The organism is Streptomyces sp. ISL-94, assembly GCF_018614075.1.
Lineage (GTDB): Bacteria > Actinomycetota > Actinomycetes > Streptomycetales > Streptomycetaceae > Streptomyces.
Genome location: NZ_JAGGOZ010000044.1, coordinates 1 through 15,109, shown reverse-complemented (window position 1 = coordinate 15,109; position 15,109 = coordinate 1). Strand labels below are relative to the sequence as shown.

Here is a 15,109-nt window from a genome sequence, read left to right as displayed (position 1 = left end):
ATGACGCAGCGAACGACGGCCGAACCGTACGCCGTGGTCGTCCCCACACTCGGCAGGCCGAGTCTGCGGGCCTGCCTGGAGGCCCTCGCGGCCGCGACGGCCGACGGCACCGGACCGGCGAAGCTGGTCCTCGTCCACGACCGCGCGGACGCCGACGGCACGCTGCCCGCCCTGGACGTGCCGCAGGCGCTGCGCCCGGTCACCACCGTCGTGGCCGGCGGCGGACGGGGACCCGCCGCGGCCCGCAACACCGGGTTCCGGGCCGCCGCCGCCGGCCCGGCGCCGTGGATCGTCTTCCTTGACGACGACGTGGTGCCGGGGCCCACATGGGGCAGGGACCTGGCCCGCGACCTGGCGTCGGCGGCGCGCGACACCGCCGCCGTCACCGCGCGCATCGACGTCCCGCTCCCGGCCGGGCGCCGCCCCACGGACTGGGAGCGCAATACCGCGGGACTGTCCACCGCCCGCTGGATCACCGCCGACATGGCCTTCCGGCGTGAGGCGCTGGAGGCGGCCGGCGGCTTCGACGAACGCTTCCGGCGCGCCTTCCGGGAAGACGCGGACCTCGCCCTGCGCCTGCTCGACGGCGGGTGGCACCTGGCCCCCGGCACCCGCCGCACCACGCATCCGGTCCGCCCCGCCGACCGCTGGGTATCCGTACGGGTCCAGGCGGGCAATGCGGACGACGTGCTGATGAGCCGCCTGCACGGCCACGACTGGTGGGCGCGGGCCTCCGCTCCGCGCGGCCGGCTGCCGCGCCATCTCGCGGTCAGCGCGGCGGCGGCAGCCGCCGTGGGGTGCGCGCTGGCCGGCAGGGGCGGCGCCGCCGCCGTGTGTGCCGGGAGCTGGCTCGCCGGGACCGCCGAGTTCGCCGCGGCACGGATCGGGCCCGGACCGCGGACCCGGAACGAGACCGCCACCATGGTCGTGACGAGCGTCCTCATTCCGCCCGTGGCCGCCTGGCACTGGCTGCGCGGCCACGTCCTGCACCGCGCAGCCCGGCCCCTCGGACCCGCGCAGCCGCCGGGAGCCCGCACCGCGACCCCGAAGAAGTCACCGGTCGAACGGGTGCGGTCATGACACGCCCCCTCGCCGCCCGCGCACGCCGTGGCGAGCCGCCACCCGACGGCCCCTGGCTGTGGGGCGACGCACGTGCCGCCGCCCGGCCCCGCGGCCGCTCCCGCGCGCAAGACGGTCTGCCGGAGGCTGTCCTCTTCGACCGTGACGGCACCCTCGTCGTCGACGTCCCCTACAACGGCGACCCGGCCCGCGTGGTTCCCATGCCCTCCGCCCGGGCCGCGATAGCCGCCCTGCGGGGCCGCGGCATCCCGACCGGCGTGGTGAGCAACCAGTCGGGAGTCGCCCGGGGACTGCTGACACGGGACCAGGTGCAGTCCGTACGGCTGCGCGTGGACGCCCTGCTGGGGCCGTTCGCCGTGTGGGCGGTCTGCCCGCACCGGCCCGAGGACGGATGCGGCTGCCGCAAGCCCTCGCCCGGACTGGTGCTCGCCGCATGCGAACGGCTCGGCGTCGCACCCCGGCGCACGGTGGTCGTCGGCGACATCGGGGCCGACGTGCGGGCCGCGGAAGCGGCCGGAGCACGCAGCGTGCTGGTACCGACACCGGCCACCCGGCCCGAGGAGGTCGCCTCCGCCGGTCAGACGGCGCCCGACCTGCTGGCCGCAGTCCGCCTGATCCTGGACGCGGACAGGCCGCTGCGCGAGCCCGGCGGCACGCGATGAGCCTCCCGCGCAGCCTGGTCGTACGCCTCGACAGTGCCGGGGACGTCCTGCTGGCCGGACCCGCCCTGCGAGCGGTGGCGGCCGGCTCCTCGCACACCACGCTGCTCTGCGGGCCCCTCGGTGTTCCGGCGGCCCGGCTGCTGCCCGGCGTGGACCAGGTACTGGTCTACGACGCACCGTGGGTGGGCCTGGAGCCCGGCAGGACCTCCCGCGAGGAATGCGGCCTGCTGGTCGACGCCCTGTCCGCCGGCCGCTTCGACCGCGGCGTGGTCCTCGTGTCGTACCACCAGAGTCCGCTGCCGACCGCCCTGCTGCTCGCACTCGCGGGAGTGGAGCGGGTCGCCGCCGACTGCGAGGAGTATCCCGGCTCCCTGCTGAGCCTGCGGCACCACCGACTGCCCGGACGGCACGAGGCCGAGGCCGCCCTCGACCTGGTGCGCGCCTTCGGTTTCTCCCTGCCGCCCGGGGACGACGGGAGGCTCGGCGTGCTCCCGCCGCCCGACACCACACGGCTGACGGGTCCGGAACCGTACGTGGTGCTCCATCCGGGGGCCGCCGTGGCCGCCCGCAGGTGGAGTGCCGCCCGCGCGGCGCGCGCCGCCGCCGCGCTGCACGGGGCGGGACACCGTGTGGTGGTCACCGGCAGTCGTGCGGAGAAGGACCTGACCGCCGAGGTGGCCGGACATCACGGACTCGATCTGGGCGGTGCCACGGGTGACCTGCACGAACTGGCCGGCGTCCTGGCCGGCGCGCGGGTCGTGGTGACGGGCAACACGGGCCCCATGCACCTCGCGTGCGCCGTCGGCACCCCGGTCGTCTGCCTCTTCGCCCCCGTCGTGCCGGCGGAGCGCTGGCGGCCGTACCGCGTGCCGCACGTCCTGCTGGGGGACCACGCTGCCGCCTGCGCCGGCAGCAGGGCCCGGGAGTGCCCGCTTCCGGGACACCCCTGTCTGGACTCCGTCAGCGACGCAGAGGTACTGGCGGCCGTGGCCGGACTCCTCGGACACCCACCGGTGAACGGGCACCCCGCCCGCGTGCCGGACCGCAGCGAGAACGATCGAGGAGCCAGCGTATGAACATCCTCCTGTGGCACGTCCACGGTTCCTGGACGACCGCGTTCGTCCAGGGAGCGCACACCTACCTGGTGCCCGTCACGCCGGACCGGGGGCCCGACGGACTGGGGCGGGCCCGCACCTTCGACTGGCCGGAATCGGTCCGTGAGGTCACTCCGGCCGAACTTGCCGACACGCCCGTCGACCTCGTCGTACTGCAACGGCCCCATGAGGCGGAGCTGGCCGAGCGCTGGCTCCGCCGCCGCCCGGGCAGGGACGTCCCCGCCGTGTACCTGGAGCACAACGCTCCGGACGGAGCCGTGCCGCTGACCCGCCATCCGTGTGCCGACCGCGACGACCTGACGCTGGTGCACGTCACCCATTTCAACCGGCTTTTCTGGGACAGCGGCAGCACCCGGGCCGAGGTCATCGAGCACGGCATCGTCGATCCGGGGCACCTCTACACCGGCGCCCTGCCCCGCGCCGCCGTGGTCGTCAACGAGCCGGTCCGACGCGGCCGCTACACCGGCACCGACCTGTTGCCCGCTCTGGCACGGTCCGCGCCCCTGGACGTCTTCGGCATGCGCACCGAAGGGCTCGCCGCACACCTGGGCCTGCCCGCCGAGCAGTGCCGCTCGCACGAGCTGCCCCAGCGGGACCTGCACGCGGCCATGGCGCAGCGCCGCCTCTACGTGCATCCCGTGCGCTGGACCTCCCTGGGCCTGTCCCTCCTGGAGGCCATGCACCTGGGGATGCCCGTCGTGGCGCTGGCCGCCACGGAGGCCGTGGAGGCCGTGCCGCCCGGCACCGGCGTCCTGTCCACCCGGCCCGAGGTACTGGCCCGCGCGGCCCGCCACTACCTCGCCGAACCGGAGGCAGCGGCCGAGGACGGCGCACGGGCCCGGCAGGCGGCCCTCGAACGCTACGGCCTCAAACGCTTCCTGGACGACTGGGAGCGGCTGATGACGGAGGTACGGTCATGACTTCCTCCCCCCGGTCCGCCCTCCCCGCCACTCCCCGGCGGTCGCTGTCCGTGGCGCTGGTATCCGAACACGCGAGCCCGCTCGCCGCCCTGGGCGGAGTCGACGCGGGCGGACAGAACGTGCACGTGGCCTGCCTGGCCGGGGCTCTCGCCGACCGCGGCCACCGGGTGACGGTCTACACCCGCCGCGATGCGCGTGACCTGCCCGAACGCACCCTCATGCGCCCCGGTGTCACCGTGTACCACGTCCCGGCCGGCCCGGCGGAGCACCTGCCCAAGGATGAACTCCTGCCGCACATAAGGAAGTTCTCCTACTACCTGATGAACCGCTGGCGGCATGACCAGCCCCCCGACCTGATCCATTCGCACTTCTGGATGTCGGGCCTCGCCTCCCTCACGGCAGCGCGAGAGCTGCGGCTGCCGATGCTGCACACCTACCACGCGCTCGGAACGGTCAAGAAGAGGTACCAGGGCGCCACCGACACGAGTCCGCCGTCGCGCATCGGCTTCGAACGGGAGGTCGGCCTGGGCTGCGACCGGGTGGTGGCCACCTGCCGGGACGAAGTCGCCGAGCTCGAACGGATGGGCATCCCCGCAGACAAGGCCGATGTCGTCCCCTGCGGCGTCGACACCGACCGGTTCCGCCCGGACGGTCCTGTCGCCGACCGCGGGACGCGTCACCGCTACCGGCTGCTGCAGGTCGGCCGGCTGGTCCCCCGCAAGGGAGCGGCCGTGTCCATCGCCGCGCTCGCCCGCCTGCCGGAGGCGGAGCTCGTGATCGCGGGCGGTCCCGAGGCCGGCTCGTTGGACTGGGATCCGGAGGTGTGCCGGCTGCGCGACATCGCCCGCGGGGCCGGGGTCGCCGACCGCGTGCGCTTCCTCGGCGCGGTCCCGTGCGGCGAGGTCCCCACCGTGATGCGCAGCGCCGACGTCGTGCTGTGCCCCGCGGACTACGAGCCGTTCGGCATCGTGCCGCTGGAAGCCATGGCCTGCGGCCGCCCCGTCGTGGCGAGTGCCGTCGGCGGCCAGCTCGACACCGTCGTCGACCGGGAGACCGGGCGGCTGGTACCGCCCGGGGACCCCGGCGCGCTGGCCGAGGCCGTGGCCGAGCTACTGGCCGACGCCGGCCTGCGGGAGGCCTACGGCGCGGCCGGCCGGCGACGGGTGACGAGCCGGTACGGCTGGGCGCACGTCGCCACGGCCACGGAGCGGGCCTACCGCCAGGCGCTCGCCGGGCGCCTCACCGCCGCCGGGGCCCCGTGATTCCGCGGGCGAGCGCCCCTTCGACCCCCGCCGCCCGCCCGGTCCCGCCGGACCGGCGGCCCGTCCCGCGCAGCCTCGAAGCCTGAAGGAGGTGGGGCCCGGACCGCTCTCGCGAGCGGCCGGCCCGACGCCATGAGCCAGACCCCCGCACACGCAGGAGCCCACCAGCACTGCCAGTCGCTCCAGGACGCCCTGCAACGCCTGCGCGTCCACGGGCTGGACCAACTCGCCCACTGGGGCCGCCGGCTGGCCGTGGTACTGCCCGCGGGCGGCCGGCTGCTCGCTGCCGGGAACGGCGGCAGCGCGGCCCAGGCGCAGCACCTGACCGCCGAACTCGTCGGCCGGTACCGCGAGGAACGCGCCGCCTATTCGGCCATCGCCCTGCACGCGGAGACGTCCAGCGTCACGGCCATCGGCAACGACTACGGATTCGAGCACGTCTTCGCCCGTCAAGTGGCGGCCCACGGCCGGGACGGCGACGTGCTGATCCTGCTGTCGACCTCCGGGCGCAGCACCAACCTGCTCTCCGCCGCGATGACGGCCCGCGCGGCGGGCGTGGAGGTCTGGGCGCTGACCGGCGCCTCCCCGAACCCGCTGGCCGAAGCCGCCGACCAGGCCCTGTGCATCGACGCGGACACGGCGGCGACCGTGCAGGAGGCCCACCTGGTGGCCGTGCACCTGCTGTGCGAGTCCTTCGACGCCGCGCTCGCCGGCGCCACCCCTGCCGCCGGCCTGGCCGTCGGCGGGAGAGCGCCCCGGCCGGCGGCCGCCACCCTCAGGAGGACGTCGTGAACGCCGCCCGGCCCCTGGTCGTCGTCGGCGACGTCCTCCTCGACCGGGATGTCCAGGGTTCCGTGGACCGGCTCGCCCCCGACGCGCCGGTGCCCGTCGTCGACGTCACCGCCGACCTCTCGCGCCCCGGGGGAGCCGGACTGGCCGCGGTCCTGGCCGCCCGGGCGGGCCGCGACGTCGTCCTGGTCACCGCGCTCGGCGAGGACCGGGCCAGCGAACGTGTGCGCGAGGCGCTGCGCGGGCGGGTACGGCTGGTGGAGCTCCCGCTGGACGGCAGCCTGCCGGTGAAGACGCGGGTGATGGCCGCGGGCCGTCCCCTGATCCGCATCGACCGGGGCGGCGGCGAGGTCGGCCCGGCCCCCGCTGCCGTCCGGGACACCCTGCGGGAGGCGGCCGCGATCCTCGTCGCGGACTACGGCAGGGGCGTGGCCGATGCCGTCCGGGCCTTGCTGGCCGAAGCCGCCCACCGGGTTCCGCTGGTGTGGGACCCGCACCCGCGTGGCGGGCCACCCGTACCGGGAGCCCGCCTGGTGACCCCGAGCGCAGCCGAGGCGGCCGCCCTGTGCCCGGGCGACGGGCACTCGCTGGGGGCGCACGCCCGGCGGGGCGCCGACCTGGCGGAGCGCTGGAACGCCGTCTCGGTCGCCGTGACACTCGGCGATCGCGGTGCGCTGCTGACTCGGCCCAGATCGGCTGCGCCGATGCTCGTACCGGCTCCCTATGCGGCCGTGGGCGATCCGTGCGGCGCCGGCGACTGCTTCGCCGCCCTCGCGGCCGTCGCACTGGCGGAGGGGGCACTGCCGGAGGAGGCGGTGCAGCGGGCGGTGGCCGGGGCGGCCGCCTTCGTCGTGGCGGGCGGGGCCTGCGACCCCGGCCTGTGGCGTGCCCACCGAGAGGGCGGCCCGGCGCTGCCGCCGACGGGCGACGCCTTCGCGCTGGCGGAGAGCGTACGCGCGCGCGGAGGCACCGTGGTGGCGACCGGCGGCTGCTTCGACCTGCTGCACGCCGGGCACGTGGGCCTGCTCGACAGCGCACGGCGCATCGGCGACTGCCTGATCGTCTGCGTGAACACGGACGCCTCGCTGCGCCGCCTGAAGGGGCCGGGCCGCCCGCTCACCCCGCTGGAGGACCGCATGAGGGTTCTGGCGGCCCTCGGCAGCGTCGATGCCGTGGTCGCCTTCGAGGAGGACACGCCGCAGACCCTGCTGCACGCACTGCGCCCGGACGTCTGGGTCAAGGGCGGCGACTACTCGGCCGACGCCCTGCCGGAGGCGGAGGCGCTGCGCGGCTGGGGCGGCCAGACCGTCGTCCTGCCGTACCTGGACGGCCGCTCCACCACCAGCCTCGCCGACCGCGCGGCACGCGCCGCGTCGAGCCCGAAGCCGGCCCGCAAGCCCGCCCCGGACCCGGCTCCCTGACCCGTCGGGCCAGGGAGCCGGGCGGGAGGGCTCAGGCCGCGGTGCCCAGGCTGGTACGGGCGGGCAGGGCCGCCTCGGGCACCCGGGCGGACGCCACCGGGCGGGGCTTGCGGCCACGCAGCAGGTAGCCCGCCGCCACCGCCCCCGCGATGACGAAGCCCCCGGCCACGAGCGTGGCGCGGACGCCGGCGAACTCCATCAACAGCCCCAGCATCGGCGGCGCCGTGAGACCCCACACGGTGCGGATGCTGGACCAGGCACCGAGGACACGGCCCCGCATCCGGGCCGGCGGGTCCGTCTGGAGCACCGTGGACTGCGCGGTGTCCCCGACGGATTCCGCCACGGCCATCGGCAGGACCAGGACCAGGAGCAACGCGAGCGACGGGGACAGGCCGGCCAGCACCTGGAGCAGCGCCCCGGCGAAGGTCAGCACCCCCACCAAGCGGACGCTGGGCCTGTGCAGCCGCGCGCCCAGGACGGCGCCGATGATCCCGCCGACGGCCAGGACCGTGGAAACCTTGCTGAAGGAGGCCGCGTCGCCCGCGAGGGGTCCGGTGACCAGGACCACCAGGGTGAGCGAGTAATTGCGGCCGAACATCGCGCTGATCCCGTTCAATGCGGCGAGAGCCACCAGCCGGGGCCGGCGCATGAAGAAGGCGAGTCCCTCCCGGGCGCTCGTCTTCTGCTCCACGACCGACCCGGACGCCGGGCCGGCTTCGGGCGCCGTGACTGCCTGAGCACGCGGTGCTGCGGGACGCGCCGCCTTGAGGAAGGGGATCACGCAGGCCACGAACAGGAACGACAAGCCGTTCGCCGCGTATGCCGCCGCCGTGCCCATGACGGCGACGGCCACCCCGGCGAGCGCCGCGCCCGCGAGCCGCCCCGCGCTGTGCACGAGCGAGCCCACGCCGATGGCGGAGGGCACGTCCTGCGGACGGACGAGGTCGTTGCCGAGCAGCGCGCAGGCCGGGCCGTCGACGGTGGCGATCAGGCCGGTGACGGCGGACAGCGCGAGCAGCACGGGGAGGTCGAGGCGGCCGGTGACCACGAGGACCGCCGTCACGAGGGCCACCACGCCGAGCAGGGCCTGGCCCACGGCGGCCGTCAGCTTGCGGGGCCAGCGGTCGACGGCCGCACCGCCGGCCAGGCCGAGCAGCAGACCGGGCGCCACCTGGATGGACACGGACAGCCCCGTCGCGGCGGCCGATCCGGTGATCTGGAGCACGAGCAGGTTCTGCACCGTCAGCTGCATCCACGTACCGGCGTTGGACACGAAGTTGGCGACGGCCCACCAGCGCATGCTGCGGTAGCGCAGGGACCGCCACGGCGAGCGGTCGGCAGTGGCGGGGGCAGAGGTCGAGGACAGGGCGGAAGAAGGCACAGACACAGACACAGAGGCACCGGGGACGGAGCGCGAAGCGCGGAGGACGGCAAAGGGAGGCGGGGAACGGGCGCTCCGCACCGTCGACACGCACACCGGCGCTCGACAGGTGGGGGAGGAGGGGGAGGAACGAACCCGCCGGCCATCGTGGCAGACGCTCTCCCGGCCACGCTGTGACCTGCGTCCCGGACCGGCCGGGCCCCACCCCCGTCCCATGGGCCGTGCCCTTGGGCCACCAGGGATGCGGGGGTGCCCGTGTGCTTGCTCACACGCCGCGGCGACGGGCGGCCGGCCGCTCCCGGCGGGCCGCGGGCCGGACGCCGTGCCGCCCTGCGGCCTAACCCGGCGTGCCGGAGGCGGCCGTGCTGGTGACAGTGGAGACCAGAGCGGCCGCACGGCGCGGACACACGCGTTGCGGGCAGGCCGGCAGCCGACGACGGAAGGCAAGGCGGATGAGCAACGCGACGTACGTGGACCTGCAGGGCAAACAGGCGTTGGTGACCGGCGGCGCCCGCGGACTGGGGGCCGCCATCTCCCGCCGACTGGCCGCTGCCGGAGCCTCGGTCCTCGTGGCGGACGTACGGCAGGACCTGGCCAAGGAACTGTGCGAGGACCTCATGGCCCAGGGCTTGCGCGCCCGTGCCGTGGGCCTGGACGTCTGTGACCCGGGCGCGGTCGCCGACGTCTTCCGTGACGTCGACGAGGCCGGTCAGCGGGTGGACATCCTCGTCAACAACGCCGCCGTGGACGTCTCGAAGTCGGCCGAGCACCTCACCGCGGACGAGGTCGCCCGGGTGGTGAACACCAACCTGCTCGGCCCGATGTACCTGTGCCTCGAGGCATACCGCCGCATGGTGGCCCAAGGCGGCGGGCACATCGTGAACATCCTCTCGACCGCGGCGAACCGGACCTGGACGGAGGCCGGCCCCTACGCGGCGAGCAAGTCGGGACTGCGCGCCTTCACCCACACCCTCTTCAAGGAGGCCCAGCGCGACTGCGAGGGCATCGGAGTGACGGGGATCATCGCCGGCGGCATGGAAACCGCCTTCATCCTGGAGCGGTTCCCGGACGCCGATGTCTCGATGCTCCAGAGCCCGGAGATCGTCGCCGACACCGTCGTGTACGCCCTGTCCGTCCCCAGCGGAAGCGCCATCGGGGAACTGGTGGTCGTACCCCGCCGAGAACCGTCCTGGCCGTGAGCGGGGCGACCCAGGCGGCCGGCGAGCCCCGCGCCCGGCCCCAGGTGCTGGTTCTGCGGGCTCTGGGGCTCGGCGATCTGCTGACGGTGGTGCCGTGCCTGCGCGCGCTGCGCCGGAGCATGCCGGACAGCGACATCGTGCTGGCCGCTCCCGGCCGCTTGTCCGCCGCAGTCAAGGCGACGGGCCTGGTCGACCGGCTCCTGCCCGCCGGCGCACCCGGCCGCGCCGTGCCCTCCGGGCTCGGCTGGGCGGGCCCGGCTCCGGAAGTGGCCGTGGACCTGCACGGCAACGGGCCACCGAGCCATCTGCTCCTCCAGCGTCTGCGGCCCGGCCGGCTCCTGGCCTTCCGGCACACCGGCACGCCTGACATCGCCGGGCCCGAATGGCACGCGGACGAGCACGAGCGCGACCGCTGGTGCCGGCTGCTGCGCTGGTACGGGATCGAGGCCGACCCCGCCGATCTCCGTATCCCGCGCCCTGCCTGCCCGTCTCCCGCACCCGGCGCCGTCGTCGTCCACCCCGGCGCCGACTCGGGCGCCCGCCGCTGGCCGGCGGAACGGTTCGCGGCCGTGGCGCGGGCCCTGGACCGCGCGGGGCACCGGGTCGTCGTCACGGCGGGGGCAGGGGAGGAACGGCTGGGCCGCCGGGTGGCCGCCGAAGCCGGGCTGTCGCCGGAAGCGGTGCTGGGCGGCGCGGACGACGTACCGTTCCCGCAGCTCTGTGCCCTGGTGGCCGACGCACGCTGCGTCGTGGTCGGAGACACCGGGCTGGCCCACCTCGCCACGGCTCTCGGTACCCCGTCCGTCGTGCTGTTCGGCCCCGTGGCGCCGCGCTTGTGGGGGCCGCCGCCGGACCCGTGGCACCGGGTGCTGTGGCGGCCGCGAGCCGGCGAGGACCCCTTCCGCCCCGGCGACGCCCACGGGCCGCTGCCCGACGCCCGGCTCCTGCGGATCACCGTCCACGAGGTGCTGGAGGCGGTGGAGGCGGTGCTCAGCCGCGATCCGTACGCAGCTCCCGCACGCGGCTGACCGGCCTGTCCGACCTCATCGGGTCCCGCCGCGTGCCACCACCCGGAACGTCTTCACGGACGGATCGGCCGCGTCCGGGATGAGCATTCCGTGGTCGGCACCGCTGCGCAGGTAGTCCACCACCTCGGAGGTGATCACCTCGCCCGGTGCCACCACCGGCACGCCGGGCGGGTACGGGCTGATGGTCTCGGCGGCGATCCGGCCGACCGCGTCCTTCGCCGGTACCTGCTCCGCTGCGCCGAAGAAGGCGTCGCGCGGCAGGCGTGCCTGCTCCAGTTCCAGCGCCGGCGGCGCGGGCAGGTGCACCGCGGGCTGCCGTTCGATCGAGTCGGCCCGGTCCACGAGCGTGCGCAGGGCATCGACCAGGACCTTCTCCGTCTCGTCGTCATCCGCGTGGGTGATCGACGCACTGATCCGGCAGGTGTCGGACCCTCCCATGTCCACGTGGCACTCGGCCCGCAGCCACTCCGCCGCCTGCATGCCGCTGATCCCCAGCTCCCGTACGTCGATCACGATCTTGAGCGGGTCCAGATCGGCGGCGAGGCCGGCCTCGACGACCTCGCGGTCCATCAGCCTCAGGCCGGACATGCCCTCGACGGCCTCACGCACCCGGGAGGCCCGCCGCAGCGCGCCGTCCAGCAGCTCCCGGCCGTGCTCGACCATCTGCCGCCGCCAGCCGTCGAGCGTCGCGTACACGAGACTCGAGGCGCTGGTCGTCCCCAGCAGGTCCTCACGCTGCTTGAGGACGTCCGGCGAAACCCTGTCGTGCCGCAGGTGGAAGACCGAACTCTGCTCGATGGCGCCACCCATCTTGTGCACGCTGGTGACCACGAGGTCCGCGTCCGCATCGATGCCCCAGGCCGGCAGATCCGGGTGGAAGGGCAGATGGGCCCCCCACGCCTCGTCGACGATCAGCGGCACGTCGAAGGCATGGCAGACATCGGCCACCCCCCGGATGTCGGCGCACGTGCCCCCCTCGGTCGGGGTGATCAGCAGCATCCCCTTGGCATCGGGGTGCTCCTCCAGCCGCCGGCGTACGTCGTCGGGCTCCGGCGGGTGCGCCATGTGCCGTTCGGAGTCGAACTTCGGGTGGACCCAGATCGGCTCCACGCCGTTCACCACCACCGCCGCGATCACCGACTTGTGCGCGTTGCGTGACAGCAGCAGCTTCTCGCCGGGCCCGGCCACGGCCAGCATCGCGGTCCTCACCGACAGGGAGCTTCCGCAGGTCGAGAAGAACGCCTGGTCCGCGCCGACCGCGTCGGCCATCAGCTCCTGGGCCTGGGTCAGCACGCCCTGGGACTGACGACGGTCGTCCAGTCCGTTGAGCGTCAGGACGTCCGACCTGAAGACATCGAGGCCGACGACGTCGGCCACCCGGGGGTCGACCCCGCGACCCTGCTTGTGGCCGGGCGGGCCGTAGGCGATGTCGCCCCGGCGCCGGAACTCCTCCAGCGCATCGAGTACGGGCGCGTGCGAATGGTCCATGGATCCTCCAATGGTGGGACGTCGACCCTGCCTCCGGTCACGTACCAAGGCGCGCCTACCCTCGGGCCCGTCCCGGAAACGGCGGTACGGGCCGTCCCCCGGGCGGAGGCGTTGGGCACCACCACCACCACCACCACCACCACCACCGGCGGCCGCCGCACCGGCCGGGCGGCGCGCTGCCCACGACAGGGCGCCTGGAACGAAAACAACGGCTGGGACGCCACCACCGCACGCACATAGAGCGTCCGTTCGGGTGGCGTCATCCTTGCGCCGACGGCAAGTGCCGCGGTAAGGACCCCGGTCCGTGCTGTGCTGTGGCCACGGCCCGAAGACGGCCGTACGCGGGCCCGCCCGCTGTTCGCGGCAGGCCCGCCCCCACAGCGAAGGAGGACTGATGCCGCACCACCGCAAGGACCGGCGAAGCCGGAGCGCGATCGGCCAACTGCTGGCGGTCGTAGCCTTGTTGACCGTAGCCCTGCTGGACGTCTCCGGGGCTCATGCCGTTGCGGTCCACTCCAAACCGTACCCCGACTGGGACGCCATCGCCCGGTGCGAATCCAGCGGCAACTGGCGGGCGAACACCGGCAACGGCCATTACGGCGGGTTGCAGTTCACCCAGTCCAGCTGGAAGGCGGCAGGAGGCCGCAGATACGCACGACGCGCCGACCTCGCGACGAAGGCGGAGCAGATCGCGACGGCGAGAAGACTCGCCAAGATCCAGGGCATGGGGGCCTGGACCTGCGCACGCCGGCGCTGACAGGACCACTCCGACAGGGTGGTGGGTCGGCCCTGTCGGAGAGGCCCCGGCCGGACGCGCCGACCGCCGGCGTTTGTTGCCGACCGCGTCCGTCTTCCCACCGCCGGACCCGGTAGTTGGAGGCGTAGCCGCCGAACGGGGAACGGCGGCAGCGGACATGGCATTCCTGCGCCCACGGGAGGGTGCCGTGGGGGGTCTGTGGAGGATCCCCGCCGGCACCCTAGCGGGTCGGGTAGTCCGTGTAGCCGCGGGCGTCTCCCCCGAAGAAGGTGGAGGTGTCCGGGGTGTTGTACGGGCCTTCGGTGCGCAGGCGCTCGGGCAGGTCGGGGTTGGCCAGGAAGAGGGCGCCGAAGGCGAGCAGGTCGGCGATGCCGTCCTCGATCAGGGTGAGGGCGCGGTGGTCGGTGGGGCCTTCGGTCGCCGGGTTCAGTACGAGCGGTCCGGTGAACTGCTTGCGCAGCGCGAGGGTGGTCTCCCGTGCCTCGGGTCCGTACTCCAGGACGTGCAGGTAGGCCAGGCCGAGCCCGCCGATCTCCTTGACCAGCGCCTCGTAGACGGGCTGCGGGTCGGGCTCGGAGATGTCGTTGTACGGGTTCCCGGGCGAGACGCGCAGTGCTGTGCGCTCGGCGCCGATCGCCGCGGCCACCGCCTTGACCGCCTCCACCGCGAAGCGGATCCGGTTCTCCACCGGGCCGCCCCACTCGTCGGTGCGCAGGTTCGAGCCGGGGGCCAGGAACTGGTGGATCAGGTAGCCGTTGGCCCCGTGCAGCTCCACCCCGTCGAATCCGGCTGCCACCGCGTTGCGGGCGGCCTCCGCGAAGTCGGCGATCGTCTCCCGCACCTCGGCTCCGGTCAGCTCGCGGGGGGTCACCAAGTCCTTCATGCCGTCGCCGGTGAAGAGCTGCCCGCGGGCGGCCACCGCCGACGGGGCCACGGGGACGAGGCCGTCGGGCAGCAGCGTCGGGTGGCCGATCCGGCCGGAGTGCATCAGCTGGGCGAAGATCCGGCCGCCCGCCGCGTGTACGGAGTCGGTGACCTCGCGCCAGGCCGCGACCTGCTCGGCGTTGTGCAGGCCGGGGGTGAAGGGGTAGCCCTGCCCGACGACGGAGGGCTGGATCCCCTCGCTGATGATCAGGCCCGCCGAGGCGCGCTGCGTGTAGTACTCGGCGACGAGGCTGGTGGCGACGCCGCCCCCACCTGCGCGGCTGCGGGTCATCGGCGCCAGGGCGATCCGGTTGGAGAGGGTGGCTCCGGCGAGCTGAACCGGTTCAAAAGCGCTGGTCATGACTGCCTCACATCAATAGTTGGTCGGCCAATGATTGGCTGCAAGAGGCAGCGTACCGCATTACTTGGCCGACCAAGATAAAATGGAGCGACAGGTAGAATCCGAACCGGATCTGCCGGACCGACCAGGAGGAGCACTCCCATGACCGCGGAATCCGTGCAGGACCCGCGCGCCACCCCGCAGTGCGCGGCGGCGCCCAGCGCCGTACTGGACGGGCCGGTGAGTCATGCGATCAGTCGCGTCGCCCGGCTCCACCGGATCGCGGCAGGCCGGCTCCTCCGGGAGCTGGGGCTGCACCCGGGGCAGGAGTTCCTGATGATGCACCTCTGGGACAGCGGGGCCGTGCGCCAGTCCGAGCTGATCAAGGCGCTCGGCCTCGACCCCTCCACGGTGACCAAGATGCTCCAGCGCCTGGAGCACTCCGGCCACGTACGGCGCCGGCCCGACCCCTCGGACCGGCGGGCCTCCCTGGTCGAGGCGACGGAGAGCAGTTGCGGGCTCCTGGCCGAGGTCCGCAGGGCGTGGGGCGAGCTGGAACTCCAGACCCTGGACGGCCTGGAGGCCCCCGAACGCACCGAACTGGCCCGCCTCCTGGGCAAGGTCGAAGCCGCCCTGTGCACGGAGATCACCCGCGGCGGCGGTCCGGAGTGCGATGCCCCGTACAAGGGGCCGGGCGGGCGGCTGCTAGTGCTGTGACCGGCAAGGTTCACCGGGTCGCGACG

At 74.5% G+C, this 15,109-nt stretch carries 14 protein-coding genes; 11 read left to right on the top strand and 3 right to left on the bottom strand.

The window, feature by feature from the left end; all coding sequences use genetic code 11:
* From J7E94_RS16170 to rfaE2, 7 genes are all read left to right on the top strand, one after another.
* Complete coding sequence (locus J7E94_RS16170; RefSeq protein WP_215016143.1) at window positions 1-1,080, top strand: glycosyltransferase family 2 protein; 1,080 nt, start codon at window positions 1-3, stop codon at window positions 1,078-1,080.
* Window positions 1,077-1,742 (top strand): HAD-IIIA family hydrolase, encoded by a 666-nt coding sequence (locus J7E94_RS16165; RefSeq protein WP_215016099.1) that lies wholly within the window; start codon window positions 1,077-1,079, stop codon window positions 1,740-1,742. The genes J7E94_RS16170 and J7E94_RS16165 overlap by 4 nt, the downstream gene beginning before the upstream one ends.
* Window positions 1,739-2,818: a glycosyltransferase family 9 protein gene (locus J7E94_RS16160; RefSeq protein WP_215016097.1), complete on the top strand. Its 1,080-nt coding sequence runs from the start codon at window positions 1,739-1,741 to the stop codon at window positions 2,816-2,818. The genes J7E94_RS16165 and J7E94_RS16160 overlap by 4 nt, the downstream gene beginning before the upstream one ends.
* Window positions 2,815-3,777, top strand: coding sequence for a glycosyltransferase (locus tag J7E94_RS16155; protein WP_215016096.1), 963 nt, complete (start codon window positions 2,815-2,817; stop codon window positions 3,775-3,777). The genes J7E94_RS16160 and J7E94_RS16155 overlap by 4 nt, the downstream gene beginning before the upstream one ends.
* Window positions 3,774-5,039: a glycosyltransferase gene (locus J7E94_RS16150; RefSeq protein ID WP_215016094.1), complete on the top strand. Its 1,266-nt coding sequence runs from the start codon at window positions 3,774-3,776 to the stop codon at window positions 5,037-5,039. The genes J7E94_RS16155 and J7E94_RS16150 overlap by 4 nt, the downstream gene beginning before the upstream one ends.
* 132 nt (window positions 5,040-5,171) lie before the next feature.
* Window positions 5,172-5,831 (top strand): SIS domain-containing protein, encoded by a 660-nt coding sequence (locus J7E94_RS16145; protein WP_215016093.1) that lies wholly within the window; start codon window positions 5,172-5,174, stop codon window positions 5,829-5,831.
* Window positions 5,828-7,249: a D-glycero-beta-D-manno-heptose 1-phosphate adenylyltransferase gene (gene rfaE2, locus J7E94_RS16140; RefSeq protein WP_215016092.1), complete on the top strand. Its 1,422-nt coding sequence runs from the start codon at window positions 5,828-5,830 to the stop codon at window positions 7,247-7,249. Before J7E94_RS16145 ends, rfaE2 begins: the two co-directional genes overlap by 4 nt.
* A 31-nt stretch (window positions 7,250-7,280) precedes the next feature.
* On the opposite strand, the gene J7E94_RS16135 is transcribed toward rfaE2, so the two are convergent.
* Window positions 7,281-8,549, bottom strand: coding sequence for an MFS transporter (locus J7E94_RS16135; protein WP_251056744.1), 1,269 nt, complete (start codon window positions 8,547-8,549; stop codon window positions 7,281-7,283).
* A 533-nt stretch (window positions 8,550-9,082) separates the two neighbouring features.
* On the opposite strand from J7E94_RS16135, the gene J7E94_RS16130 reads away from it, so the two are divergent.
* Both J7E94_RS16130 and J7E94_RS16125 read left to right on the top strand, forming a co-directional pair.
* Window positions 9,083-9,829 carry an SDR family oxidoreductase gene (locus J7E94_RS16130; RefSeq protein WP_215016090.1) on the top strand — a complete coding sequence of 249 codons (747 nt, stop codon included), beginning with the start codon at window positions 9,083-9,085 and terminating at the stop codon, window positions 9,827-9,829.
* Window positions 9,826-10,857, top strand: a complete 1,032-nt coding sequence (locus J7E94_RS16125) for a glycosyltransferase family 9 protein (protein ID WP_215016089.1) — start codon at window positions 9,826-9,828, stop codon at window positions 10,855-10,857. The genes J7E94_RS16130 and J7E94_RS16125 overlap by 4 nt, the downstream gene beginning before the upstream one ends.
* A 15-nt stretch (window positions 10,858-10,872) precedes the next feature.
* Here J7E94_RS16125 and J7E94_RS16120 read toward each other — a convergent pair whose 3' ends face one another.
* Window positions 10,873-12,345, bottom strand: coding sequence for an aminotransferase class I/II-fold pyridoxal phosphate-dependent enzyme (locus tag J7E94_RS16120; protein ID WP_215016088.1), 1,473 nt, complete (start codon window positions 12,343-12,345; stop codon window positions 10,873-10,875).
* 394 nt (window positions 12,346-12,739) lie between these two features.
* Here J7E94_RS16120 and J7E94_RS16115 point away from each other — a divergent pair, with 394 nt between their 5' ends.
* Window positions 12,740-13,102 carry a transglycosylase family protein gene (locus tag J7E94_RS16115; RefSeq protein ID WP_215016086.1) on the top strand — a complete coding sequence of 121 codons (363 nt, stop codon included), beginning with the start codon at window positions 12,740-12,742 and terminating at the stop codon, window positions 13,100-13,102.
* A 220-nt stretch (window positions 13,103-13,322) separates the two neighbouring features.
* Here the strand turns inward: J7E94_RS16115 and J7E94_RS16110 are convergent, their stop codons facing one another.
* The gene (locus tag J7E94_RS16110; protein ID WP_215016084.1) at window positions 13,323-14,387 is read right to left on the bottom strand and encodes an alkene reductase; all 1,065 of its coding nucleotides are present in this window, start codon (window positions 14,385-14,387) and stop codon (window positions 13,323-13,325) included.
* Window positions 14,388-14,528: 141 nt separating this feature from the next.
* Here J7E94_RS16110 and J7E94_RS16105 point away from each other — a divergent pair, with 141 nt between their 5' ends.
* Window positions 14,529-15,083, top strand: coding sequence for a MarR family winged helix-turn-helix transcriptional regulator (locus tag J7E94_RS16105; RefSeq protein WP_215016083.1), 555 nt, complete (start codon window positions 14,529-14,531; stop codon window positions 15,081-15,083).
* Window positions 15,084-15,109: the final 26 nt, after the last annotated feature.